This is a genomic window from Rubrivivax sp. JA1055 (assembly GCF_020966565.1).
In the GTDB taxonomy this organism is placed as follows: domain Bacteria; phylum Pseudomonadota; class Gammaproteobacteria; order Burkholderiales; family Burkholderiaceae_C; genus Rubrivivax; species Rubrivivax benzoatilyticus.
This window is the reverse complement of record NZ_JAJKFP010000001.1, coordinates 236,353-260,623: the sequence shown is the minus strand read 5'-3', so window position 1 is coordinate 260,623 and position 24,271 is coordinate 236,353. Positions and strand designations below refer to the sequence as shown.

Here is a 24,271-nt window from a genome sequence, read left to right as displayed (position 1 = left end):
GAATCGAACACACCCGGCATCGAGACGAAAGGCCCCGACGTGCCGCCCTCGACCCCCGAGCGCACCTGCGCCGTCACCGACTGGCACGCGCTGGACGCCGACGAAGCCCTGCGCCGCTGCGGCACCGACCCGCAGCGCGGCCTGGACGGCGCCGCCGCGGCGCGCCGGCTGGCCGAGCACGGCCCGAACGCCTTGCCCGAAGCGCCGCCGCGGCCGGCCTGGCTGGGCCTGCTGCGCCAGTTCAAGAGCCCGCTGATCTACATCCTGTTCGCTGCCGCGGTGCTGGCCGTGGCGCTGGGCCACCACGGTGACGCCGGTGTCATCCTGGCCGTCGTCGTCGTCAACGCGCTGATCGGCAGCTTCCAGGAGGGCCGCGCCGAGCGCTCGATGGCGGCGCTGCGCCGGCTGTCGGGGCTGCACGTGCGCGTGCTGCGCGACGGTGCCGAGCGGGTCGTCGAGGCGCGCGAGCTGGTGCCGGGCGACCTGATGCTGCTGGCCGCCGGCGACGCCGTGGCCGCCGACGCCCGCCTCGTCGAGCAGGTGCAGCTGCAGGTCGCCGAGGCGGCGCTGACCGGCGAGTCGGTCCCGGTGTCCAAGTCGGTGACCCCGCTGCCCGAGGTCATCGGCCTCGCCGACCGGCACGACATGGTCTATTCGGGCACCCACGTCACCGGCGGCCGTGCCCGCGCCGTCGTCGTGGCCACCGGCGTGCACACCGAGGTCGGCCGCATCGCCGGCCTGACCGAACGTGCCGAGGAGCCCAAGACGCCGCTGGAGCTGCGCCTGGAGCAGTTCGGCCGGGCGCTGGTGGCCGCGGCGCTCGGGCTGTTCGTGCTCGTCGTGCTGCTCGGGCTGTGGCGTGCGCTGCCGCTGCCCGAGGTGCTGATGGTGGCGATCAGCCAGATGGTCTCGATGGTGCCCGAGGGCCTGCCGGTGGCGATGACGATCGCGCTGGCGGTGGGCATGCAGCGCATGGCCGAGCGCGGCGCCATCATCCGGCGGCTGTCGGCGGTCGAGACGCTGGGCTCGACGACGGTGATCTGCAGCGACAAGACCGGCACGCTGACCCGCAACGAGATGACCGTGGTCGAGCTCTGGCTGCCCGGCGACGGCACGCCGCGCGAGATCGCCGTCGGCGGCATCGGCTACGCACCCGAAGGCCGGCTGCTGGAGCAGGGCCGGCCCGTCGACGCCCGGGACCCGGCGCTGGCCGGGCTGCTCGCCGCGGCGGTGCTGTGCAACGACGCCGAGCTGCAGCCGCCGGCCGGCGACGCCGCCTGGACGGTGCTCGGCGACCCGACCGAAGGCGCGCTGCTGGTGCTGGCCGCCAAGGCGGGTGCCGACCCCGCCACGCTGCGCCGCGACGCGCCGCGCGAGGCCGAGCTGCCGTTCGACTCCGACACCAAACTGATGGCCACCCGCCACCGCCTGGGTGGCGCGCCGCGCCGCGTGCTGCTCAAGGGCGCGCCCGAGGCCCTGCTGCGCCTGGCCCACGGCGAGGACGCGGCGACGCTGGCGGCCGCGCGCGCCCAGGCCGAGGCCATGGCCACGCGCGCGCTGCGTGTGCTGGCCTTCGGCTGCGTCGACGACGACACGCTCGACGCCGCGGCCGGCTTCGACGCGCTGGCCGGGCGCGTGCGCCTGCTCGGCCTGGCCGGCCAGATCGACCCGCCGCGCGAGGAAGTCCGGCAGGCGGTGGCCGAATGCCGCCGCGCCGGCATCCGCCCGGTGATGGTGACCGGCGACCACAAGCTCACCGGGCTGGCGATCGCGCGCGCGCTGGGCATCGCCGACGACGGCGACGGCGGCGGCGCCAGCCGGGCCGTCGACGGCCCCGAACTCGAGCGCATGGGCGAGGCCGAGCTGCGCGAGGCGCTGCCGTCGATCGCCGTCTTCGCACGCGTGCAGCCGGCGCAGAAGCTGCGCATCGTCGAGGCGCTGCAGGCGCGCGGCGAGGTCGTCGCGATGACCGGCGACGGCGTCAACGACGCGCCGGCGCTGGCGCGTGCCGACGTCGGCGTGGCCATGGGCATCACCGGCACCGAGGTCGCCAAGAGCGCGGCCAAGATCGTCGTCACCGACGACAACTTCGCCACCATCGTCGGCGCGGTGCAGCAGGGGCGGGTGGTCTACGGCAACCTGAAGAAGGTCATCCTGTACCTGCTGGCGACCTCGATGGCCGAGGTCCTGGTGCTGCTGCTGGCGCTGCTGGGCGGCTTCCCGCTGCCGCTGGCGGCGGTGCAGATCCTCTGGATCAACATCGTCACCGAAGGCACGGTGACGGTGAACCTGGTGATGGACCCGCCCGACGGCGACGAGATGCGCCGCCGCCCGGTGCCGCGCGACGACCGGCTGCTGGGCGCCGCGCTGCTGCGCCGCGTGGCGCTGATGACGCCGATGATCGCCGCGGTGACCTTCGGCTGGTTCGCCTGGCGGCTGTCCCAGGGCGTGCCCGAGGACCTGGTGCGCACCGAGACCTTCACCGTGCTGGCGATGTGCCAGTGGTTCAACGTGCTGAACTGCCAGTCGGCCACGGCCTCGGCGCTGGGCCCGCGGCTGCTGCGCAACCGCTGGCTGGTCGGCGGCCTGTCGCTGAGCGTGGCGCTGCAGGCCGCGGTGCTCTACCTGCCGCCGATGAACGCGCTGTTCCACACCGTGCCGCTGCCCCCGGCCTCGCTGCTGCCGCTGCTGGCGCTGGCCAGCCTGGTGCTGTGGGCCGAGGAGGCGCGTAAGCTGCGTGCGCGCGGGGGGCGGCGATGAGCCTGGCCTGGCTGTCGATCCAGTTCGTGCTCTGCGCCGCGGCGATCGCCGGCGCCGGCTTCGTGCTCAGCCGCAGCGCCGACACGCTGGCCGAAGCCTACGGCTGGGGCCGCGGCTGGGTGGGCCTGGCGCTGCTGGCCACCGTGACCTCGCTGCCCGAGCTGGCCTCGGGCGTCAGCGCGGTGGCGCTGGTCGGCGAGCCCGACCTGGCGGTCGGCAACGCGCTCGGCGCCTGCGTCGTCAACCTCGTGTTCCTGGCCGTGGTCGACCTGCTGCAGCGCGGCGAGCCGCTGTACCGGCGCGCCGGCGGCACGCACCTGCTGTCGGCAGGTTTCGGCGTGCTGATGCTCGGCTTCGCGGCGATGAGCCTGGTCGGCGGCGCCGCGGCGCCGCAGCTGCTGGGCGTGGGCCTGTACAGCCCGGTGCTGCTGGCGCTGTACCTGCTCGCGCTGCGCAGCGTGTTCGTGCACGAACACACGCGGCCCACCGGGCCGGCGCCCGCGCCGCGCCCGCCGGCGGCGGCCGTGCGGCACGAATGGCGGCGCTTTGGCGCCGCCGCGGCGGTGGTGCTGGCGGCGGGCACCTGGCTGCCCGAGGTGGCCGACGGGCTGTCCGGCGCGCTCGGCCTGTCGCACGGTTTCGTCGGCACGGTGTTCATGGCGCTGGTGACCACGCTGCCGGAGATGGCGGTCACGGTGTCGGCGCTGCGCCTGGGCGCGCTGGACATGGCGGTCGGCAACCTGCTGGGCAGCAACCTGTTCAACGTGCTGATCCTGGCCGTCGACGACCTGGCCTACACGCGCGGCCCGCTGCTGGCCGACGCGGCGCCGGCGCATGCGGGCACCGCCGCGGCGGCGCTGGCGATGACCGGCCTGGTCATCGTCGGCCTGGTGCTGCGGCCGCGGCAGCGGGTGCTGGGCCTGTTCAGCGGGGTCAGCCTCGGGCTGCTGGTGGTCTACGCGGTGAATGCGGTGCTGATCTACCGCGCCGCGGCCTGATCCGCAGCGGGTATTCCGGGGTGCGATACACGATCACCGCCAACGCCGCCTCCCGCCCCGCCGTGCCCATGGCCCTCGCCAGCCGCCGCCCGTACCGTCCGTCCCGTCCCCGCGCCGGCCGCCGCCGGCCGCGTCTGCTGGCGGCCCCGCTGCTGGCGGCGCTGGCCGGCCTGGGCGGAGGGCCGCTGGCGGCGCAGACCGAGACCATCGTCGTCACCGGCTCGGTCGCCGAGCGCCTGGCTTTCGACGCGCCGTACGCGATCGGCGTCGTCGGCACCGAAGACCTGCGCCGGGCCGGGCCGATGATCAACCTCAGCGAGGTGATGGCGCGGGTGCCCGGGCTGGTGGTCGCCAACCGCGGCAACTATGCCCAGGACCTGCAGATCAGCTCGCGCGGCTTCGGCGCGCGGGCCGGTTTCGGCGTGCGCGGCCTGCGCCTGCTGGCCGACGGCATCCCGGCCAGCGGCCCCGACGGCCAGGGCCAGGTCTCGCACATCGACCTGGCCGGCGCCGAACGCATCGAGGTGCTGCGCGGGCCGTTCTCGGCGCTCTACGGCAACAGCTCGGGCGGCGTGATCTCGGTGTTCAGCGCGCCGGTGCGCCGCGCCGAGGCCGAGGCCGGGCTGGACCTGGGCAGCGATGGCTTGCGCCAGTGGCGCGCCGCGGTGCAGACGCCGCTGGCCGGCGGCTGGGAGATCCGCGCCGCGGGCTCGGCGATGGACTGGCAGGGTTACCGCCCGCACGGCGAAGCCGAACGCCGGCTGGCCAGCCTGCGTGTCGGCTGGCGCGGTGCAACCGACACCGTGATCGCCAGCGCCAGCCACTACGAGCAGCCGGCCGACGACCCGCTGGGCCTCGAGCGCGAGCAGTTCGACCAGAACCCGCGCCAGACCGCGCCCGAGGCCGAGACCTACGACACGCGCAAACGCTCCAGGCAGGACCAGCTGGGGGTGAACTGGCGCCACCGCTTCGCCGACGGCGCGCTGCGCGAGTTCGAGGCCAGCGCCTATGCCGGACAGCGCAGCGTCACGCAATGGCTGGCGATCTCCAGGACGACGCAGGACAACCCGCGCCACGGCGGTGGTGTCGCCGATGTCGACCGCGACTACCGCGGCGCCCAGGCGCAGTGGCGCTGGGCCTGGGAGGCCGTCGACCTGCTGGCCGGCGCCGCGATCGAGGACCAGCGCGACGACCGCCGCGGCCACGAGAACTACCTGCTCGACGGCGCCGGCAACCCGGTCTACGGCGTGATCGGCGACCTGCGGCGCGACGAGATCGACCGCGCCCGCACGCGCGACCTCTTCACCCAGGCCGAATGGCGTTTCGCGTCGCGCTGGGCGGCCAGCGCCGGCCTGCGCGCCGGCCGCGTCACACTCTCTGCCGACGACCGCTACCTGAGCAACGGCGACGACTCGGGCAACCTGTCCTTCGGCTATGCCAACCCGGTGCTGGGCCTGCGCTGGCAGGCGGCGCCGGGGCTGAACCTGCACGTGTCGGCGGCGCGCGGCTTCGAGGCGCCGACGCTGGGCGAGCTGGCCTACCGGCCCGACGGCACCAGCGGCTTCAACGCGGCGCTGCAGCCGCAGAAGAGCCGCCAGCTCGAGCTCGGCGCCAAATGGCGCGCCGGCGACACGCTGGATCTGGATGTCGCGCTGTTCGAGACCCGGGTCGACGACGAGATCGGCATCGCCAGCAACGCTGGCGGCCGCGCCTCGTACCAGAACGTCGGCCGCACGCTGCGCCGCGGCGCCGAGCTGGCTGCCGGCTGGCGCCCGGCGCCGGCCTGGCGCACGCGCGGGGCGCTGACGCTGCTGGACGCCCGCTACCGCGACGACTTCCGCAGCTGCTCGGGCATCCCGTGCCCGGCGCCGGACACCACGGTGCCGGCGGGCCAGCGCATCGCCGGCACCCGGCGCGCCAGCGCCTTCGCCGAGGCGTCCTGGCGCAGCGCGGCACTCGGCGAGTGGGGCGTCGAATGGCGTGCCGCCGGCCGCACCGCGGCCAACGACCGCAACAGCGATTTCGCCGCCGGCTACGCGCTGGCGGCGCTGCGCTGGAGCCACACGCTGGCGGTGGCCGACGGCCAGCGGCTGGAGCTGCTGGTCCGCGTGGACAACGTCTTCGACCGCGACCACGCCGGCAGCCTGATCGTCAACGACGCCAACGGCCGCTTCTTCGAGACCGGCGCGCCGCGCAGTGCGCTGCTGGCGCTGCGCTGGTGCGGCGCGATCTAGGAGTCCGCGGCCTCGGTGGCGGGCAGCGGCTCGACGCCCGGCAGCGCCGACAGCGCCTGGCGCCAGCGGGCGTCGGCCAGCACCGTGTCCAGCGTCTCGCGCGCCGCGTCGGCCGGCGCGGCGGCGGCGACGAGCAGCAGCCGGTCGTGCGCCAGCGCCCGGAAGGCCAGCCCCTGTGCCGCGGCCGCCGTCTCGCAGCCGAACGCGGTGTCGGCCAGGCCCTGGGCGACGGCGGTGGCGGCCGCCTCGTGCGTGGGCTCCACGCGGGCCGGTGCCGGCGGCACGAGGCCCGCGGCCCGGCACAGCCGCAGCCAGCCGAGCTCGGCCGACGAGCCCGGCGGCCGGCCGGCCCGCCGCAGGCCCGCCGCGACGACCGCGGCGACGCCGCCGGGCAGCGCCTGCGGCGCGGCCATCAGCCCCAGCGTGCGTCGCAGCGCCAGCAGCGTCGTGAAGCGGCCGGACGCGAGCAGGGCCTGCGCCGCGGCCGGCACCGGCTCGTCGCCCGGGCCCTCGGGCAGCGCGAAGGCCGCCAGCGCCGTGCGGCCTTGGGCGAGCGCGTGCACGGCGTCGGCGCCGGCACAGGGCTGCAGCACGAGGTTCAGGCCGTGGCGCTCGGCCGCCGCCTCGCGCAGCAGGGCCAGCGCCGGATCGGGCACCGCGGGCAGCTCCAGCCGCAGCGTCTCGTCGCCGGCGGCGAACTCGAACAGGCGCTCGAGCTCGGCACGCAGCGCCGCGATCTGCGGCGCATGGCGGGCGCGCAGAAGGCGCTCCTCGGCCAGCAGCGCCTGCGCGTGCGGCGTCAGCCGCGCCGGGTGGCCCTGGGTCCAGACGACGAGCGGCCGGCCCAGCCCGGACTCCCAGCGCTTCAGCGAAGCCCAGACCTGGCGGTAGGACCCGCCCAGCGAGGCCGCTGCACGCTGGATCGAACCCGAGGCCTGCACCGCCGCCAGCAGCTCGAACAGCGGATGGCCGAGTTCGCCGCCGTGCTGGCGGCCGCTCTGCAGCGCGTGGTGGAGGTGGACACCCTGGGCTCGCATGGTTCGGCCCACCTTAACCCGCGTCGGGCGCCTCGTCCCGTCGGGGGATGGGCGCTCCCTAGCTTGCTTGAGGGTGCCGGGTCAACGCAGCGAAGCCGCGCGGCGGCGAACCCGTCTCGCCGCGCTCAGTTGGAGACCGCGCGCACTTCCTCAAGCGTCGTCACGCCGGCCAGCACCTTCTCGATGCCGTCCTGACGCAGCGTGCGCATGCCCTCGGACAGGCCGCAGCGCTGCAGCTCCTCGGCGCGTGCGCCGGTCTGGATCAGCTGGCGCATGCGGCGCGAGACGGTCATCAGCTCGTGGATCGCGGCGCGGCCGCGGAAGCCGCTGCCGTCGCACTTGGGGCAGCCGGCCGGGCGGTAGAGCTTGTAGCGGCCTTCGGGCGTGGTCAGGCGGCGGCGCCAGTCGGCCAGCACCTCGGCCTCGCCAGGCACGTTCTCGGCGTCGCCCATCGCGTGGCGGTAGTCGGCCAGCAGCTCGGCGAGCTCGGCCTCGCCGGCGTCGTAGGGCTGGCGGCAGTCGGGGCACAGCCGGCGCACCAGGCGCTGGGCCAGCACGGCGAGCAGCGCATCGGCGAAGTTGAACGGGTCCATGCCCATGTCCAGCAGCCGGGTCACGGTCTCCGGGGCGCTGTTGGTGTGCAGCGTGGACAGCACCAGGTGGCCGGTCAGCGAGGCTTCGATCGCGACCTGCGAGGTCTCCTGGTCGCGGATCTCGCCGACCATGATGACGTCCGGGTCGGCACGCAGGAAGGCGCGCAGCGCCTTGGCGAAGGTCCAGTCGATGCGCGGGTTGACCTGCACCTGGCGCAGCCCGGCCTGGGTGATCTCGATCGGGTCCTCGGCCGTCCAGATCTTGCGGTCGGGGGTGTTGATGTAGCCCAGCGCCGAGTGCAGCGTCGTCGTCTTGCCCGAGCCGGTCGGGCCGACGCACAGCACCATGCCGTAGGGGCGTGCGACGACGGCCTTGAAGCGCTCGAAGTTGTTCGCGCTGAGCCCCAGCTTGTCCAGCGGCAGCGGCTTGGCGCTGGCCAGCAGGCGCAGCACCGCGTCCTCGAGGCCGCTGTGCGTGGGGATCGTCGCCACGCGCAGCTCCAGGCGCTGGCCGGGCACGAAGCGGCCGAAGTTGATCTTGCCGTCCTGCGGCTTGCGGCGCTCGCTGATGTCGAGGTCGCACATGATCTTCAGCCGCGCCAGCAGCGCGTTGCGGTAGGTGGGCGGCAGCTCCAGGTAGGGGCGCAGCTGGCCGTCCTTGCGGAAGCGGATGCGCACCTTCTCGCGCCCGGGCTGGGTCTCGACGTGGATGTCGCTGACCCCCTGGGCCTGGGCCTCGAGGATCATCGTGTTGATCAGCCGCACCAGCGAGTTGTCGCTCTGCTCGATGCTCGGGCCGTCGTCCTCGGCACCCTTGACCTCGGGCGTCTGCTCCAGCGACGCCAGCAGCTTGCCGGCGTCCTCGGGCTCGAACTCGGTCGCCGCGCCGCCGTCGCCCAGGCGGCGCAGCGACAGGTCGACGGCGCCGACCTTGTCGTAGGCCGCGTGCAGCGCCGCGGCCAGCGTGCCGGCGCGGGCCAGCACCGGCACCACCTTGCATTGCGAGGCGAACTCGATCTCGTCGATCGTCAGGCGTTGCGACGGATCTTCCAGCGCGACGACGAGGCGGCCGCCGTGCAGGATCAGCGGCAGCGCCGTCAGCCGCGAGGCGATCGCGTAGGGCAGGCGCTGCAGCGCGCGGGCCTCGATCGGGAAGCTCCCCGCGTCGACCACCGGGTAGCGCATCTTGCGCGCCAGCGCGGTCTGCAGGTTCTCCTGCGAGACGACGCCCTGGCGCACCAGCAGCTGGCCCAGCGCGACGCCGCGTTCGTTCTTCTGCTGCTCCAGCGCGCCGTCGAGCTCGCGCGGGGTGATGAAGCCCAGCGCGATCAGCGCCTCGCCGATGCGCACCATCGGCATGCGTGCCTGGTCGTCGATGGCCTGGGTGAGGTCCTCGATCGTCGCCACCGGGCGCACGCCCAGCGTCTGGCAGACCGCCGGGGGCGCGGCCGGCGTCGCGGGCGGCGGGGCCTCGTCGAGCGCGACGGCGTCGGTCTCGGCCCAGGCGCTGCCGCCCAGCGAGGCGCGGCGGTAGCTGGCGCTCGGGAAGAAGCTGCGCCGCACCGAGCCGGCCAGGTCCAGCGGCTCGAAGACGAACAGGCCGTGCTCGGTCTCCTCGTGGCCCATCGTCAGGCCCTCGACCGTCGTGCCGTCCTTGAACAGCAGCGCGAACGGCTCGGCCGGGCGCGCGTCGCTGCCGTCGGCCACGGTGTCGGCATCGGCATCGGCCGGCACCGGCGCCAGCGGATGCAGCAGGCGCAGCCGGCGGAACTGGTCGAAACGCAGCGTCACCGTCATGCGCGAGGCGGCCACACGCAGCTTCAGCAGGCCGTCGGCAGGATGGAAGTACATCAGCCGGCCGACCATCACCTTGCCGTTGTGGCCCTCGACCTCGCAGGCCTCGGGCTGCGTCGCGCGCGCCGGCGGCGGGTAGCCGGGCAGCGGCGGCGTCGGCCAGGCGAAAGCCTCGTGGCGCGCGCCGGGCGTGGGCTCGCCGCCGATGGAGTCGCCGGGATAGGAGTGCGGGGGAAGGGACAGGTCGGTCATGGCGGAGGCTCGGTGGGTTCTCCGGGCGGCCGGGCGCCTGCCCGGTCCATTGCGCCGTGCGTCGATGCTAGGCGCGCGGGCCGGCGCCGAAACCTCGAACTGGTCAGGGAAAGCGGCCCAGATGCGGCATGTGCCGCACCGGCCGCAGGGTCGGCCCCCGAGGCGCGCCGGCGCCGGCGCTTCTAGACTCGGCCGGGCCGCGATCGGCGGCGTCGAGGAGCAAGGCGTGACGAAGAGGCTCTGGCAGTTCTGGATCGACCGTGGCGACACCTTCACCGACGTCGTCGGCCGCGACCCGGCGGGTGCGCTGCACACGCTGAAGCTGCTGTCCGTGAACCCGGAGCACTACGAGGACGCCGCCGTCGAGGGCATCCGCCGCCTGCTCGGCCTGGCGCCGGGGCAGGCGATCACGCCGGAGCTCGTCGACTGCGTGAAGATGGGCACGACGGTGGCCACCAACGCGCTGCTCGAGCGCCAGGGCGAGCCGACGCTGCTGGTGACGACCCGCGGTTTCCGCGACGCCTTGCGCATTGCCTGGCAGGCGCGGCCGCGGCTCTTCGACCGCCACATCGTGCTGCCCGAGCGGCTCTACTCGCGCGTCGTCGAAGCCGACGAACGCGTGCAGGACGACGGCACGGTGCTGCAGCCGCTGGACGAGGCGGCGCTGGCCGCCGAGCTGGCGGCGGCGCGCGACGCGGGGTTCAAGTCCTGCGCCATCGTCTTCCTGCACGGCTGGCGCCACACGGCGCACGAGGCGGCCGCGGCGCGGCTGGCGCACGAAGCCGGTTTCGTGCAGGTCAGCGCCTCGCACCAGACCAGCCCGCTGATGAAGTTCGTGCCGCGCGGCGACACGACCGTCGTCGACGCCTACCTGTCGCCGATCCTGCGCCGCTACGTCGACCGCGTCGGCGCGCAGATGCCCGGCGTGCGGCTGCTGTTCATGCAGAGCTCGGGCGGGCTGACCGAGGCCACGCGCTTCCAGGGCAAGGACGCCATCCTCTCCGGCCCGGCCGGCGGCATCGTCGGCATGGTGCGCACCGCGGCAGCCGCCGGCCACCGCAAGCTGATCGGCTTCGACATGGGCGGCACCAGCACCGACGTCAGCCACTGGGCCGGCGAGTTCGAGCGCGCCTTCGAGACCCAGGTCGCCGGCGTGCGCATGCGCGCGCCGATGATGAGCATCCACACCGTGGCCGCCGGCGGCGGCTCGATCCTGGCCTTCGACGGCGCCCGGCTGCGGGTCGGCCCCGAGAGCGCCGGCGCGCATCCGGGCCCGGCGTGTTACCGCCGCGGCGGGCCGCTGGCGACGACCGACGCCAACGTGCTGCTCGGGCGTGTGCAGCCGGCCTGGTTCCCCAAGGTCTTCGGCCCCGGTGCCGACGAACCGCTGGACGCCGACGGCGTCGCCGCACGCTTCGCCGCGCTGGCCGCCGAGGTCCAGGCCGCGACCGGCAGGCCGACGACGCCCGAGGCGCTGGCCGAAGGCTTCCTCGCGATCGCGGTGCAGAACATGGCCAACGCGATCAAGCGCATCTCGGTGGCGCGCGGTTACGACGTCACCGGCTACACGCTGCAGTGTTTCGGCGGTGCCGGCGGCCAGCATGCCTGCGCGGTGGCCGACGCACTCGGCATGGGCCGCGTCTTCGTGCACCCGCTGGCCGGCGTGCTGTCGGCCTACGGCATGGGGCTGGCCGACCGCATCGTGATGCGCGAGGCTTCGCTCGAAGCGCCGCTGGACGCCGCCGGCCTGGCCGCGGCACGCGCCCGGCTCGACGAACTGGCGGCCACCGCCGCCGGCGAACTGGCCTCGCAAGGCGTCGCGCCCGAGAGCATCGACTGCCGCGAGCGCCTGCACCTGCGTTACGCCGGCACCGACACCGCGCTGGAACTGGCCTGGGATGCCGACGCCGGCGCGCTGGCCGCGGCTTTCGAAGCCGCCTACCGCCGCCGCTTCGCGTTCACGATGCCGGGGCGTGCGCTGGTCGTCGAAGCGGTCGGTGTCGAGGCGGTCGCTGCCGGCGAAGCCTTCGGCGCGGCCGACATCGCCGCCGAGCCGGCGCCGTTCACGCCCGAGCCTGCGGCGCACGTTCGCCTGTATCACGGCGGCTGGCACGACGCGGCGCTGCACCAGCGCCAGACGCTCGCGGCCGGCGCGACGGTCGACGGCCCGGCGATCGTCGCCGAGCGCAACGCGACGACGGTCGTCGAACCCGGCTGGCGCGCGCGCGTGCGGCCGGACGCATCGCTGGAGCTGGAGCGCATCGCGCCGCGCGCTGCCGCGCACGCCGTCGGCACCGACGCCGACCCGGTGCTGCTGGAGGTCTTCAACAACCTCTTCATGAGCATCGCCGAGCAGATGGGCTCGCGGCTGCAGAACACCGCCTACTCGGTGAACATCAAGGAGCGGCTGGACTTCTCCTGCGCGCTGTTCGACGCCGAGGGCCGGCTGATCGCCAACGCGCCGCACATGCCGGTGCATCTGGGCTCGATGAGCGAGAGCATCGCCAGCGTCATCGCGCGCAACCCGGCGATGAAGCCGGGCGACGTCTACGTGCTCAACGACCCGTACCACGGCGGCACGCATTTGCCCGACGTCACCGTCGTGACGCCGGTCTACCTCGCCGACGAGGATGCGAAGCCGGCGTTCTTCGTCGCCAGCCGCGGCCACCATGCCGACATCGGCGGCATCACGCCGGGCTCGATGCCGCCGTTCTCGACTTCGATCGCCGAGGAAGGCGTGCTGCTGGACAACGTGCTGCTGGTCGAAGGCGGCCGGCTGCGCGAAGCGGAGATGCGTGCGCTGCTGAGCTCCGGCGCGCACCCGGCGCGCAACCCGGAGCAGAACCTCGCCGACCTGCGCGCGCAGATCGCCGCCAACGAGAAAGGCGTGCACGAGCTGCGCGCGATGGTCGCCCAGTACGGCCGCGAGACGGTGGCCGCCTACATGGGCCACGTGCAGGACAACGCCGAGGAGTCGGTGCGCCGCGTCATCGGTGCGTTGAAGGACGGCGCTTTCGAGCTGCCGCTGGACAACGGCGCCGTGATCCGCGTGCAGGTCACCGTCGACGCCGCGGCGCGCGAGGCGACGATCGACTTCAGCGGCACCAGCGAGCAGCTGGCGAACAACTTCAACGCCCCGAAGGCAGTGACGATGGCCGCGGTGCTCTACGTCTTCCGCACCCTGGTCGACGCCGACATCCCGCTCAACGCCGGCTGCCTGAAGCCGCTGAAGATCGTCGTGCCCGAGGGCTCGATGCTCAACCCGCGGCCGCCGGCGGCGGTGGTGGCGGGCAACGTCGAGACCTCGATGTGCGTCACCAACGCGCTCTACGGCGCGCTCGGCGTGATGGCCTCGGGGCCGTGCACGATGAGCAACTTCACCTTCGGCAACGAGCGCCACCAGTACTACGAGACGATCTCCGGCGGCTCGGGCGCCGGCCCGGGTTTCGACGGCACGGCGGTCGTGCAGACGCACATGACGAACTCGCGCCTGACCGACCCCGAGGTGCTGGAGCACCGTTTCCCGGTGCTGCTGGAGAGCTACGCGGTCCGCGCCGGCTCGGGCGGCGCCGGCCGCTGGCGCGGCGGCGACGGCGGCGTGCGCCGCGTGCGTTTCCTGGAGCCGATGACCGCGTCCATCCTCAGCAACGGCCGCGAGGTGCCGGCTTTCGGGCTGGCCGGCGGCCGGCCCGGCGCGCTGGGCGTGAACCGCGTCGAACGCGCCGACGGGCGTGTCGAGGCGCTCGGCCACATCGGCTCGGTGCCGATGGCGCCGGGCGACGTCTTCGTCGTCGAGACGCCCGGCGGCGGCGGTTACGGCGCGGCGTAGGCCGGCTGCGGCAGCGCCCGCGGCGCGGTGACGGTGGCGGCCAGCCAGCACACCCAGGCCGCCCAGAGCACGTGGCTGACGTAGTGCGCGCCGCGCAGCACCTGGGCGCCGCCGAGCAGGGCCGTCAGCGCCAGCGTCGCGCCCAGCCACAGCCGCGCGCCGCGTGGATGCTGCCGCCGCAGCGCGAACCAGCCGGTGAAGAAGGCCGCCGCCGCGGTCGCGTGGCCCGACGGGAAGCAGCGCCCCGGACCGCCGTCGGCGACGCCCCAGCGCCAGTGCGAGACGTAGGCCGCCTGGCCGCCGAACTCGGCCAGCGACCAGGGGCAGCTCGTCGCGCTGCTGTCCTTGAGCAGCGGCACGACGGCGAACACCGCCAGCGTGACGAGCAGCCAGCGCAGGCGCTCGGCGCGGGTCAGCGCACAGCCGAGCAGCGGCCGCACGACGTTGACCGCCAGCAGCGCGACGACGACCCAGGCCAGCGCGCGCCCGCCCTGGTGCAGCACGGTGCTCGTCAGCCAGTGCGAACGCCAGGCGAAGCCCTCGGGCCCGCCGAGCAGGCGCTGCAGCGGCAGGTCCAGCCCGCCGAAGTCCCAGGCCAGCACCGGCAGCAGCGCGGCCAGCACGACACCGAGGTCGCGGTGCAGCAGCGGCGCGGCCTTCACGGCGTCACGTCTCGGCGGCAGCCGTGGCTGGGGTCCATCGCCGGCTCGTACAGCGAGGTCTGCACGTCCAGCAGGCCCAGCATCAGGTGGAACAGGTTGTCGTGGCTGGCCGGCAGCGCGGCGCGGCGGCCCAGGCAGGCGGTGTCCAGCGAGCCGCCAGCGGTCGACCAGACGACCATCGGCACCTTCTTCTGCTCCTGCGGCGCGATCGGGTAGGGCAGGCCGTGCAGGAACAGGTTGTTCTCGCCCAGCGACTCGCCGTGGTCGGAGACGTAGACCATCGTCGCGTCGACGCGGTCGGCATGCGCCTGCCGCGTGCGCACCAGCGTCGCCAGCAGGTGGTCGGTGTAGAGCAGGGCGTTGTCGTAGGCGTTGACGATCTGCTCGCGCGAGCAGTTGCGCAGGTCCTCGTCGCGGCAGGCGGGCTTGAACCGCTCGAACTCGGGCGGATAGCGGCGGAAGTAGGCCGGGCCGTGGTTGCCCAGCTGGTGCAGCACCAGCACCTGCCGGCCCGTCGCCTGTGCCAGCCAGCCGTCCAGGCCGGTGAGCAGGGCCTCGTCCAGGCAGTGGCCGTCGGGGCACAGCGACGCCGGCCCGACCGCGGCCGCGGTCTCCGACGGCACGCCGTCGCAGACGCCCTTGCAGCCGGCCTGGTTGTCACGCCAGCGCACGCGCACGCCGGCGCGTGCCAGCAGGTTCAGCAGCGACTCGCTGCCGCGGATCGTGTCCTCGTCGTAGCGCCGCCGGCCCAGCGCCGAGAACATGCAGGGCACCGAGACCTCGGTGTTGGTGCCGCAGCTGGTCACGTCGCGGAAGGCGACGACCGGCAGCGTCGCGAGCTGCGGCGTGGTCTGGCGCGTGTAGCCGTCCAGGCCACAGTTGGCGGCACGCGCGGTCTCGCCGACGACGAGCACGACGACCCGCGGCCGGGCGCTGTGGTGCCAGCTCTCGCCCGGCCGGGCGTCGGTGCCGATCGGCGTCTTCGGCCCGCTGGCGCGCGCCTCGCGGCCGAAGACGCTGGCCATCGACCACAGGTAGTTGGCCGGCGTCACCAGGTAGCGCAGCTCCTTCTGGTTGCGCATCAGCGAGGCCAGCGGCTGGTACTGCGCGACCACCGTGCCGACCAGCAGCGCCGCGGCGATGCCGATGCTGGCGACACGAATGCCCAGCGCCGAGGTCCAGCCGCCGCGGCGCACGAGACGCACGCGCCACAGCACCAGCAGCGGCAGCCCGGCCAGCAGCAGCAGGTCGGGCAGCAGCGACGGCGTGAACAGCTCGCTGGCCTCGCGCACGTCGGTGCGCAGCACGTTGCGCAGCATCGACGGGTCGAGGTAGATGCCCAGCCGGTTCATGTAGTGCGCGGCGAAGGCGGTGGCGACGAACATCAGCGCCAGCAGCGGCTTGACGGTGACGCGGGTCGCGAACGGCGCCAGCAGCAGGAAGTGCAGCGCCACCAGCGCCAGGCCCAGCGCGAGCGTGAAGCCCAGGCTGCTGCCGGGGTGGCCGGCCAGCGCACCTGAGAAGAAGCGCTGGTTGACGGCCAGTGCCCAGAAGACGCTGGCGCCCAGCAGCAGGGTCTCGACGCGGGCGTTTATCGTCCAGCGTGGCGGGTCGGTGTCGGCGGTGTCCACGGCCGGCACTGTCTTCAGCGCGACTTAAAGTGACATTAATCCGATGAACGAGCGCCTTGCGACCCTGCTGCTGACCGGTTTCGAGCCTTTCGGCGGCGAAGAGATCAACCCGTCGTGGGAGGTCGGCGCGGCACTGGACGGCGAGCTGATCGGCGGCGCGCGTGTCGTCGCGCAGCGCCTGCCCTGCGCCTTCGGCGCGGCGCTGCAGGCGCTGGACGAGGCCCTGGCGCGGCACACGCCGGTGCTCGTGCTGTGCCTGGGCCAGGCCGCCGGGCGCGCCGACTTCAGCGTCGAGCGCGTGGCGATCAACGTCGACGATGCGCGCATCCCCGACAACCTCGGCGCCTGCCCGGTCGACCAGCCGGTGGTGGCGTGCGGCCCGGCGGCCTACTTCTCGACGCTGCCGGTGAAGGCCATGGTCGCGGCGTTGCACGCCGCCGGGCTGCCGGCCTCGGTGTCGCAGACCGCCGGCACCTACGTCTGCAACCACGTCTTCTACGGCCTGATGCACCGGCTGGCGGCGCGGCCGGGCGTGCGCGGCGGCTTCATGCACCTGCCGCTGCTGCCGGCGCAGGCGGCGCGCCGGCCCGGGCCCAGCCTGCCGCTGGCGACGCAGATCGACGGCGTGCGCGTGGCGCTGGCCGCCGCGCAGGCCACGGCGCAGGACCTGCGTGCGGCCGGCGGCGCCGAGTGCTGATCAGTCGTTGGGGCGCGCGGTGACGACGATCACCGGCGGCACGCGGCCGTCGACGTCGCGCGGCAGCGTGCCGATGCGGTCGATCGCGCGCAGCACGGCCTCGTCCCAGGACGGCAGGCCGCTGGACTTGATCAGCCGGCGGGCGATGATCGTGCCGGTCGGGCCGGCGCGCACCTCGACCTCGGCCTGCGGGTTCCCGCTGACCGACTCGGTGAAGACGGTGTTGTCCTTGATCAGCCGGCGCAGCTTGCCGCCGTAGGACGCCGACGGGCCGGCGTCGCGGGCGGCGGTGCCGGTGGACGTGGCCGCGCCGGTGCCGGTGCCGCCGAGCGAGTTCTGCAGGCGCTTCAGCTGGTCTTCGCGCAGCTTGGCCAGGCGTTGGGCCTCGGCCTTCTGGGCGGCGAGCTTCTGCTGCTCGGCCTTCTTCTTCTCGTCGGCCTCGGCCTTGGCCTTCTTCTCGGCCTCGGCCTTCTCGCGCGCCTTCTTCTCCGCCGCCTGTTTCTCGGCGAGTTCGCGCTTCTCGCGCTCCTCTTCCTTCTTTCGGCGTTCGGCGCGTTCGGTGGCGATCTCGGCGTCGCGCTCGGGCGCGGCCTGCGGCGGCGCCGGCTTCGGCTCGGGGGCGGGCCTGGGTTCGGGCGCCGGGGGCGGCGGCTCGGGTGCCGGCGGCGGCGCGGCGACCTCCGGCACGGCGGCCCAGAGCTCGGCGCTGATCGTCTCGGGCTCGGCCGAATGCCAGTCGACGGCAACCGTCAGGCCGACGATCAGCAGCCCGTGCACGAGCAGCGCCAGCCCGGCGCCGGGCACGAGGCTGTCGGGCGGGCGGGGCTGCAGCGCGTCGTGCGCCACGGGCTCAGGCTCCCTGCTTGACCGAGAGGCCGACGCGCTGCACGCCGGCGCGCTGCAGCGTGTCCATCACGCGCACGACGCTCTCGTACTTGACGTTGCGGTCGGCGCTGATGACGACCGGCACCTCGGCCTTGCCGCCCTGCGCCTCGCGCACACGCTCGACGAGCTGCGGCAGCTTGACGGCGTCGGGCTCGCCGGCCTTGCTGCCGTCGATCAGGCGCAGCTTCAGCGTCTCGTCGCTGCCGACGACGATCTCGACCACCGCGCTCGGGCGCTGCTGCGACTTGCCGACCGACGGCAGATCGACCAGGCCGGTGGTGATCAGCGGCGCGGTGACCATGAAGATGATCAGCAGCACCAGCATCACGTCGATGAACGGGACCATGTTGATCTCGTTCATCGAGCGCCGGCGGCCGCGGCCGCCGCGGGAAGCCACGGCCGGCATCTCAGACGCTCCCTGCGGGGCCGGTCGCGTTGCGCTGCAGGATGTTCGAGAACTCCTCGATGAAGGTCTCGAACTGCGTCGCGATGCGGTCGATGTCGCGGGCGAAGCGGTTGTAGGCGACGACCGCCGGGATCGCCGCGAACAGGCCGATCGCGGTGGCCACCAGCGCCTCGGCGATGCCCGGCGCGACGGTGGCCAGCGTCACCTGCTGCAGGTTGGACAGGCCGACGAAGGCGTGCATGATCCCCCAGACGGTGCCGAACAGGCCGACATACGGCGAGACCGAGCCGACCGAGGCCAGGAAGCTCAGGTGGCTCTCGATCGCGTCGAGCTCGCGCTGGAAGCTGGCGCGCATCGCGCGGCGTGCGCCGTCGAGCTGGGCGCCCGGGTCCAGGCGCTTCTCGCGCAGCTTCAGGAACTCGCGCATGCCGCTGGCGAAGATGCGCTCGATCGGTGCCGCGTCGCTCTTGTTCGTCGCCGCCTGGTTCAGCTCGGTCAGGCTGCGGCCGGACCAGAACTCGCGTTCGAAGGCCTCGTTGCGCGCACGCACGGTCTTCAGCCCGAAGAGCTTGCCGAAGATGACGGTCCAGCTGGCCAGCGAGACCAGCACGAGGCCGGCCATCACGAGCTGCACGACGGCGCTCGCCTGCAGCACGAGGGAGATGATCGAGAGATCCTGGTTCATCGGAGGGCGTCGAAGATCGGGAGCGGGATGCGCACGGGGCGGAAGGTGGCGGCGTCGACGCAGCCGACGCGCACCTCGGCTTCGGCGAGCAGCTCCTCGCCGCGCCAGGCCTGCTGGGCGAAGACGAGCGAGGCCCGGCACAGCTCGCGCACGGTGGCGGTGACGACGAGCTCGTCGTCCAGCCGCGCCGGGCGGCGGTACGAGACGCTGGCGTCGGCGACGACGAAGACGGTGCCGGTGGCGACGCGGCCGGCTTCCTGCCCGATGCCCAGCGAGCGCAGCCATTCGGTGCGCGCGCGCTCGAAGAACTTCAGGTAGTTCGCGTAGTAGACGACGCCGCCGGCGTCGGTGTCTTCCCAGTAGACGCGGACGCGGTGGCGGAAGACGGCGGGCTCGGACATCGGCGGGCGATTATGCGGCAGCGCAGCAACGGCCCCCGGGCCGGCAGGGCTGCCGCGGGCTCATCGGAGTTCGCGCGCCAGGCGCGAGATCGCGGCCTCCAACTGGGCCATCGAGTTGGCGAAGGACAGGCGCACGAAACGCTCGGCCGCGGCCAGGCCGAAGTCGCGTCCCGGCGTCATCGCGACGTGGGCACGCTCCATCATCTGCATGCAGAAGTCCCAGCTGCTGGGCGAATAGCGCGAGCAGTCGGCCCAGGCGTAGAACGCGCCGTCGGGCACGACCGGCACGTCCAGCCCCAGGCCCTGCAGCGCCGGCACGATGTAGTCGCGGCGGCGGCGGAACTCCTCGCGCCGGCGTTCGTACTCGGCGATCGCCTCGGGCTCGAAACACGCCAGCGCGGCGTGCTGGGCCACCGTCGAGGCGCAGATGAAGAGGTTCTGCGCCAGCTTCTCGACGGCGCCGACCAGCGCCGGCGGCAGCACCACCCAGCCCAGCCGCCAGCCGGTCATGCTGAAGTACTTGGAGAAGCTGTTGATCGAGACGACGTCCTCGCCCAGCGCCAGCGCCGTGTGGCCGAAGGCCTCGTCGTAGCCCAGCCCGAGGTAGATCTCGTCGACGATGGTCACGCCGCCGCGCGCGCGCACGGTCTCGGCGATGGCCCCCATCTCGGCCGGCGCGATCGAGGTGCCGGTCGGGTTGCTCGGCGAGGCCAGCAGCACGCCGCGTGTGGCCGGCGTCCAGTTCGCCGCGACCGAGGCGGCATCGAGCTGGAAACGCGCCTCGGGCGTGGCCGGCAGCAGCCGCGCCGTGCCGCCGGCGGCGGCGACGAAGTGGCGGTTGCAGGGGTAGCTCGGGTCCGGCATCAGCACCTCGTCGCCGGCCTCGAACAAGGCCAGGCAGACGAGTTGCAGCGCCGCCGACGCGCCGGCGGTGACGGCGATGCGCGCCGGGTCGACGTCCACACCCCAGCGTGTGCGGTACCAGCCGGCGATGCGCTCGCGCAGCGCGGGCAGGCCCAGCGCCGGCGTGTACTGCGTGCGGCCGGCCCCCAGGCAGGCCTCGGCGGCGCGCTGCACGCCCGGCGGCGCGGTGAAGTCGGGTTCGCCGATGTTCAGGTAGATCATCGGCTCGCCGCCGCGTGCGGGGTCGCAGGCGGGGCTGGCGGCGATGCGGTCGGCCGCCTTGGCGCATTCCATGACGTAGAACGGGTCGATGCGCCCGACCCGGCTGGCGACGCGCATCAAGCCCCCTGGGCGCGGCGCTGCGCGACCTCGGCCGGGCGCAGGTCGCCGGCGGCCTTGTCGAGCACGCCGTTGACGTACTTGTGGCCGTCGGTGCCGCCGAAGCTCTTGGCGAGCTCGACGGCCTCGTTGATCGCCACGCGGTACGGCACTTCCAGGCAGTGCGTCAGCTCGTAGGCGCCGATCATCAGCACCGCGTGCTCGACCGGCGACAGCTGGTTGGTGCGGCGGTCGACGTGGCGCGCGAGCACCGCGTCGAGTGCCGAGGCTTCGGCGATGCAGCCGTGCAGCAGGGCGTCGAAGTGGGCGCGGTCGCACTTGTCGAAGCCGTCCTGCTCGCGCATGTGGGCGTCGATGGTGCCGGCGTCGGCGCCGCTGATCAGCCACTCGTAGAGGCCTTGCAGCGCGATCTCGCGCGAACGGCGACGGGCGGACTTGGGCGCGGCGCGTTTGCGCGCGGCAGTGGGTTCGGTGCTCACGACAGGTCTTCCAGCAGGTTCGCCATCTCGACGGCGACGCGCGCGGCGTCGCGGCCCTTGTCCTCGGCACGGGCCCAGGCCTGGGCTTCGTTCTCGACGGTCAGGATGGCGTTGGCAATGGGGAGGCGGTGGTCCAGCGCGACGCGGGTGACGCCGGCGCCGCTTTCGTTGGCCACCAGTTCGAAGTGGTAGGTCTCGCCGCGGATGATGCAGCCCAGCGCGACCAGCGCGTCGTAGCCGCCCGAGGCGGCCAGCGCGGCCAGCGCCACCGGCACCTCAAGCGCGCCGGGCACGGTGACTTCGCGCACGTCGGCCGCGTCGACGTCCAGGCGGGCGAGCTCGGCGCGGCAGGCGTCGGCCAGCGCGGCGGTGATCGAGTCGTTGAAACGCGCCCGCACGATGGCGATGCGCAGGCCGCGGCCGTCGAGATCGGCGGCCTGGCCCTGTTCGGCGTTCTGCATGGCGGTCCTTCAGGCGTGCGCGGCGACGAAGCCGGTGATCTCCAGGCCGTAGCCCGGCATGCTCGGCATGCGGCGCGGGTCGCCGAGCAGGCGCATGCGGCGCACGCCCAGCTCGCGCAGGATCTGCGCGCCGACGCCGTAGGTGCGCAGGTCGGCCGGGGTGCGCGGCGCGGCCTCGCGCTGCTCGGGCGGCAGCAGCTGCGGCAGCAGCGTCTCGACGTCGTGGGTGCAGTTCAGCAGCACGGCGCAGCCGCGTTCGGCGGCCTGCAGCGCGGCCAGCGCCGCCGGCAGCGGCCAGGAGTGGCCGCCGCCGCAGGCGTCGAGCACGTCGAAGACGGTGAAGGGCTCGTGCACGCGCACCGTGACCTCGTCGGCCGGCGTCCACTGGCCGTGGGTCAGCGCCAGGTGCAGGCCGCCGCCCTTGTCGCGGTAGGCGATGCAGTCGAACTCGCCGTGCGGCGTCGTCACGCGGCGCTGGCCGACACGCTGGATCAGCGTCTCGTTGCGGCTGCGGTAGTGGATCAGGTCGGCGATGGTGCCGATCTTCAGGCCGTGCTCGCGCGCGAAGACCTCCAGGTCCGGCAGGCGCGCCATCGTGCCGTCGTCCTTCATGATCTCGCAGATCACCGCCGCCGGCGTCAGCCCGGCCATGCCGGCGAGGTCGCAGCCGGCTTCGGTATGGCCGGCGCGCATCAGCACGCCGCCGTCCTGCGCCATCAGCGGGAAGATGTGGCCGGGCTGCACCAGGTCGCTGGCCTTGGCGTCGCGCGCGACGGCGGCCTGCACGGTGCGCGCGCGGTCGGCCGCCGAGATGCCGGTCGTGACGCCGGTGGCGGCCTCGATCGACACCGTGAAGGCAGTGCCCATGCGGGTGCCGTTGCGTGCGGCCATCGGCTGCAGCTGCAGGCGTTCGCAGCGCTCGCGCGTCAGCGTCAGGCAGATCAGGCCACGGCCGTAGCGGGCCATGAAGTTGATCGCCTCGGGGGTGACGTGCTCGGCGGCGAGCACGAGGTCACCCTCGTTCTCGCGGTCTTCCTCGTCGACGAGGATGACCATGCGGCCGGCTGCCAGTTCGGCAACCAGCTCGGGGACGGGGGAAATCGGCATCGTGGAATTGTAGGCGGCGCGTCCGCCACGCCCCGGGCGGGCAAACGAAAGGGCGGACGCCTCGCGGCGTCCGCCCGTGAAATGGAGCCGCCCGGGGCCGGCCGCGTCAGCGCGGGCGGCGGCGGCGGGCGACCCCGGCGCCGGCCAGCGCCAGCCCCGCCAGCGCCAGCGACGCCGGCTCGGGCACGTCGCCCGGCGGCTGCGCGGCGAGCCTGACAGTCAGCAGGTCGTCGAAGCCGAGGTAGTCGTTGCCTTCGCTCTGGCCCTGGGAGATGGTGAACACGACCTCGCGGAAGGCCAGCAAGGGGTCGGACTCGAGGAAGCCCCAGAACAGCAGGTTGCCGTTGGTGCTGTCGTTGCCGGCCTCGGAGTTGCCGCCCGGCAGCGGCACGCCGCCGCCGCCGTCGAACGAGAACACGACGACGCCGCCGATGCTCACCTGGAGCAGGCCGTTGAAGTCACCGAAGTCGGTGCCGTAGAAGCCGATGCCGCTGATCGCGTCGGCGAAGCTCAGCGTGAACGAGCGCGAGGTCTCGAAGAACTTCTCGCCGCCGGGCGTGGTGTTGAAGCGGCCGGCGCTGCTGCCGTCCTCGGGCAGCTTCTGCACCTGGCCGAAGCCCGGGCCGTCGGCCAGGCTCAGGCCGGCCGTGCCGCCGAACAGCGTGGCCGGCGTCGACAGCGTCGCGTAGGACTCGAAGCTCTCCCGCGCGAAGCTGCCGCCGGCGGCCGTGGCGGCGGTCTGGAAGCCGTTCAGCGCGCCGACGGCCTGGCCCAAGGGCGGCACCTGGCCTTCGGGGGTCTGGTCGACGCCGTAGTACGTGGTCGGTGCCGCGAACGCCGCGCCGGCGAAGGCCAGCGAGCACGCGGCCAGTGCGGCACGCCCCCAACGATTCTTCGAGACCATCGGTCCTGCCCCTCCTCGGACCCCGTGGGCACGATCGCGCACGGCAGCTCGAAAAGATCATAGCGACGGCCCCCGGGCGGACATCCCCCCATTCACATGGCTGCGCGACGCAGGCGCAGCCGCAGGTCCTCGCCGACAGGCGTGGCGTCGACGAAGCCGTAGCGGTGGCCTTGCGCCAGCGTCTCGAAAGGCCCGAGCGCGGCCATCGGCCGGCCCTCGCCGAGCAGCAGCGGCGCGGTGTAGACCAGCAGCTCGTCGACGAGCCCGGCGGCCAGCAGCGCGCCGTTCAGGCGTGCGCCGGCCTCGACGTGCAGCTCGTTGACGCCGAGCGCGGCCAGGTCGGCGAGCACCGCCGGCGCGTCGACGCGGCCGTCGGTGCCGGGGCGCGCATGCAGTTCGGCACCCGCCGCCGCCAGCACGGCGACAGCGGGGCTGTCGGGCGCGGCGTGGAACACCAGGCAGCGTCCCGGCGGGGCGAGAACACGCGCGCCGGCGGGCAGGCGCAGCCCCGAGTCCATCACGGCGCGCATCGGCTGCAGCACCGTCGGCACCCGGCGCACGTCGAGCCGGGGGTCGTCGTCGAGCACGGTGCCGATGCCGGTCAGCACGCAGCCGGCGCGCCGTCGCCAGGCGTGGCCGTCGGTGCGCGCCGCCTCGCCGGTGATCCACTGGCTGGCGCCGTTGGGCAGCGCGGTGCGGCCGTCCAGCGAGGCGGCGATCTTCATGCGCAGCCACGGCCGGCCGCGCTCGACGCGCGAGAAGAAGCCGATGTTGAGCTCGCGGGCCGCGGCGGCGAGGTCCTCGTCGCCGAGCTCGACCTGCACGCCGGCGGCGCGCAGCCGGGTGATGCCGGCGCCGGCGACCTGCGGGAACGGGTCGCCGACGGCGACGACGACACGGGCGATGCCGGCCGCGACCAGCGCGTCGCAGCACGGCGGCGTGCGGCCGTGGTGGGCACAGGGCTCCAGCGTCACCCAGGCGGTGGCGCCGCGGGTGTCGTGGCCGGCGGCGGCCGCGTCGCGCAGCGCCATGACCTCGGCGTGGGCCTGGCCGGCGCGCTGCGTGGCGCCGCGCCCGAGCACGCGGCCGTCGTCATGGCCGATGACGCAGCCGACGCGCGGGTTGGGGTCGGTCAGGCCGATCGAGCCCTCGGCGAGGGCGAGGGCTTCGAGCAGACGGGTGCGGTCCAGCGGGGCGAGCGGCATCGGGCGGCG

At 74.0% G+C, this 24,271-nt stretch carries 19 protein-coding genes; 5 read left to right on the top strand and 14 right to left on the bottom strand.

Annotated features, from left to right (window positions below; all coding sequences use genetic code 11):
- Positions 1-39: 39 nt before the first annotated feature.
- The 3 genes from LOC65_RS01095 (at position 40) to LOC65_RS01085 (ending at position 5,992) form a co-directional block, all read left to right on the top strand.
- Entirely contained in the window at positions 40-2,760 is a 2,721-nt protein-coding gene (locus LOC65_RS01095) for an HAD-IC family P-type ATPase (protein ID WP_230246288.1), read from the top strand.
- Positions 2,757-3,758: a sodium:calcium antiporter gene (locus LOC65_RS01090; RefSeq protein ID WP_009856426.1), complete on the top strand. Its 1,002-nt coding sequence runs from the start codon at positions 2,757-2,759 to the stop codon at positions 3,756-3,758. The genes LOC65_RS01095 and LOC65_RS01090 overlap by 4 nt, the downstream gene beginning before the upstream one ends.
- 68 nt (positions 3,759-3,826) lie before the next feature.
- Positions 3,827-5,992, top strand: a complete 2,166-nt coding sequence (locus LOC65_RS01085; RefSeq protein WP_230246287.1) for a TonB-dependent receptor — start codon at positions 3,827-3,829, stop codon at positions 5,990-5,992.
- On the opposite strand, the gene LOC65_RS01080 is transcribed toward LOC65_RS01085, so the two are convergent.
- A complete protein-coding gene (locus LOC65_RS01080; protein WP_230246286.1) occupies positions 5,989-7,029 on the bottom strand; it encodes a substrate-binding domain-containing protein in 1,041 nt (346 codons plus the stop codon). The genes LOC65_RS01085 and LOC65_RS01080 overlap by 4 nt on opposite strands.
- A gap of 125 nt (positions 7,030-7,154) precedes the next feature.
- Positions 7,155-9,668 carry a GspE/PulE family protein gene (locus tag LOC65_RS01075; RefSeq protein WP_230246285.1) on the bottom strand — a complete coding sequence of 838 codons (2,514 nt, stop codon included), beginning with the start codon at positions 9,666-9,668 and terminating at the stop codon, positions 7,155-7,157.
- 226 nt (positions 9,669-9,894) lie between these two features.
- Here LOC65_RS01075 and LOC65_RS01070 point away from each other — a divergent pair, with 226 nt between their 5' ends.
- Complete coding sequence (locus tag LOC65_RS01070) at positions 9,895-13,497, top strand: hydantoinase B/oxoprolinase family protein (protein ID WP_230246283.1); 3,603 nt, start codon at positions 9,895-9,897, stop codon at positions 13,495-13,497.
- Here the strand turns inward: LOC65_RS01070 and LOC65_RS01065 are convergent.
- A complete protein-coding gene (locus tag LOC65_RS01065; RefSeq protein WP_230246282.1) occupies positions 13,482-14,159 on the bottom strand; it encodes a phosphatase PAP2 family protein in 678 nt (225 codons plus the stop codon). The two genes, LOC65_RS01070 and LOC65_RS01065, sit on opposite strands and share 16 nt — an antisense overlap.
- Entirely contained in the window at positions 14,156-15,790 is a 1,635-nt protein-coding gene (locus tag LOC65_RS01060; RefSeq protein ID WP_230246281.1) for a phosphoethanolamine transferase, read from the bottom strand. The genes LOC65_RS01065 and LOC65_RS01060 overlap by 4 nt, the downstream gene beginning before the upstream one ends.
- A gap of 43 nt (positions 15,791-15,833) precedes the next feature.
- Here LOC65_RS01060 and pcp point away from each other — a divergent pair, with 43 nt between their 5' ends.
- Positions 15,834-16,487 carry a pyroglutamyl-peptidase I gene (gene pcp, locus LOC65_RS01055; protein ID WP_230246280.1) on the top strand — a complete coding sequence of 218 codons (654 nt, stop codon included), beginning with the start codon at positions 15,834-15,836 and terminating at the stop codon, positions 16,485-16,487.
- Here the strand turns inward: pcp and tolA are convergent, their stop codons facing one another.
- The 10 genes from tolA to ribD all read right to left on the bottom strand — a co-directional run bounded on the left by tolA (position 16,488) and on the right by ribD (position 24,262).
- Positions 16,488-17,333, bottom strand: coding sequence for a cell envelope integrity protein TolA (tolA, locus tag LOC65_RS01050; RefSeq protein WP_164963214.1), 846 nt, complete (start codon positions 17,331-17,333; stop codon positions 16,488-16,490). It abuts the gene before it with no gap.
- A gap of 4 nt (positions 17,334-17,337) precedes the next feature.
- On the bottom strand, positions 17,338-17,778 hold the full coding sequence (locus LOC65_RS01045; RefSeq protein ID WP_164963215.1) for an ExbD/TolR family protein: 441 nt from the start codon (positions 17,776-17,778) through the stop codon (positions 17,338-17,340).
- 1 nt (position 17,779) lies between these two features.
- The gene (tolQ, locus tag LOC65_RS01040; RefSeq protein ID WP_164963216.1) at positions 17,780-18,463 is read right to left on the bottom strand and encodes a protein TolQ; all 684 of its coding nucleotides are present in this window, start codon (positions 18,461-18,463) and stop codon (positions 17,780-17,782) included.
- Complete coding sequence (gene ybgC / locus LOC65_RS01035) at positions 18,460-18,864, bottom strand: tol-pal system-associated acyl-CoA thioesterase (RefSeq protein WP_164963217.1); 405 nt, start codon at positions 18,862-18,864, stop codon at positions 18,460-18,462. Before ybgC ends, tolQ begins: the two co-directional genes overlap by 4 nt.
- Before the next feature lie 60 nt (positions 18,865-18,924).
- A complete protein-coding gene (locus LOC65_RS01030; protein ID WP_230246279.1) occupies positions 18,925-20,106 on the bottom strand; it encodes a pyridoxal phosphate-dependent aminotransferase in 1,182 nt (393 codons plus the stop codon).
- A complete protein-coding gene (nusB, locus tag LOC65_RS01025; RefSeq protein ID WP_009856581.1) occupies positions 20,106-20,585 on the bottom strand; it encodes a transcription antitermination factor NusB in 480 nt (159 codons plus the stop codon). Before nusB ends, LOC65_RS01030 begins: the two co-directional genes overlap by 1 nt.
- Entirely contained in the window at positions 20,582-21,046 is a 465-nt protein-coding gene (ribH, locus tag LOC65_RS01020) for a 6,7-dimethyl-8-ribityllumazine synthase (RefSeq protein ID WP_009856582.1), read from the bottom strand. The genes nusB and ribH overlap by 4 nt, the downstream gene beginning before the upstream one ends.
- 9 nt (positions 21,047-21,055) lie before the next feature.
- The gene (gene ribBA, locus LOC65_RS01015) at positions 21,056-22,153 is read right to left on the bottom strand and encodes a bifunctional 3,4-dihydroxy-2-butanone-4-phosphate synthase/GTP cyclohydrolase II (protein WP_230246278.1); all 1,098 of its coding nucleotides are present in this window, start codon (positions 22,151-22,153) and stop codon (positions 21,056-21,058) included.
- 106 nt (positions 22,154-22,259) lie between these two features.
- The gene (locus LOC65_RS01010) at positions 22,260-23,057 is read right to left on the bottom strand and encodes a PEP-CTERM sorting domain-containing protein (protein WP_029718958.1); all 798 of its coding nucleotides are present in this window, start codon (positions 23,055-23,057) and stop codon (positions 22,260-22,262) included.
- Between the two features lie 92 nt (positions 23,058-23,149).
- On the bottom strand, positions 23,150-24,262 hold the full coding sequence (ribD, locus tag LOC65_RS01005) for a bifunctional diaminohydroxyphosphoribosylaminopyrimidine deaminase/5-amino-6-(5-phosphoribosylamino)uracil reductase RibD (protein ID WP_230246276.1): 1,113 nt from the start codon (positions 24,260-24,262) through the stop codon (positions 23,150-23,152).
- Positions 24,263-24,271: the final 9 nt, after the last annotated feature.

What these genes read in the sequence shown, in the direction of transcription:
- LOC65_RS01090 (WP_009856426.1), top strand. Translation starts at nt 2,757, where the DNA reads ATGAGCCTGGCCTGGCTGTCGATCCAGTTCGTGCTCTGCGCCGCGGCG.
- LOC65_RS01085 (WP_230246287.1), top strand. Translation starts at nt 3,827, where the DNA reads ATGGCCCTCGCCAGCCGCCGCCCGTACCGTCCGTCCCGTCCCCGCGCC.
- LOC65_RS01080 (WP_230246286.1), bottom strand. Translation starts at nt 7,029, where the DNA reads ATGCGAGCCCAGGGTGTCCACCTCCACCACGCGCTGCAGAGCGGCCGC.
- LOC65_RS01075 (WP_230246285.1), bottom strand. Translation starts at nt 9,668, where the DNA reads ATGACCGACCTGTCCCTTCCCCCGCACTCCTATCCCGGCGACTCCATC.
- pcp (WP_230246280.1), top strand. Translation starts at nt 15,834, where the DNA reads ATGAACGAGCGCCTTGCGACCCTGCTGCTGACCGGTTTCGAGCCTTTC.
- LOC65_RS01045 (WP_164963215.1), bottom strand. Translation starts at nt 17,778, where the DNA reads ATGCCGGCCGTGGCTTCCCGCGGCGGCCGCGGCCGCCGGCGCTCGATG.
- tolQ (WP_164963216.1), bottom strand. Translation starts at nt 18,463, where the DNA reads ATGAACCAGGATCTCTCGATCATCTCCCTCGTGCTGCAGGCGAGCGCC.
- ybgC (WP_164963217.1), bottom strand. Translation starts at nt 18,864, where the DNA reads ATGTCCGAGCCCGCCGTCTTCCGCCACCGCGTCCGCGTCTACTGGGAA.
- LOC65_RS01030 (WP_230246279.1), bottom strand. Translation starts at nt 20,106, where the DNA reads ATGCGCGTCGCCAGCCGGGTCGGGCGCATCGACCCGTTCTACGTCATG.
- ribH (WP_009856582.1), bottom strand. Translation starts at nt 21,046, where the DNA reads ATGCAGAACGCCGAACAGGGCCAGGCCGCCGATCTCGACGGCCGCGGC.
- ribBA (WP_230246278.1), bottom strand. Translation starts at nt 22,153, where the DNA reads ATGCCGATTTCCCCCGTCCCCGAGCTGGTTGCCGAACTGGCAGCCGGC.
- LOC65_RS01010 (WP_029718958.1), bottom strand. Translation starts at nt 23,057, where the DNA reads ATGGTCTCGAAGAATCGTTGGGGGCGTGCCGCACTGGCCGCGTGCTCG.
- ribD (WP_230246276.1), bottom strand. Translation starts at nt 24,262, where the DNA reads ATGCCGCTCGCCCCGCTGGACCGCACCCGTCTGCTCGAAGCCCTCGCC.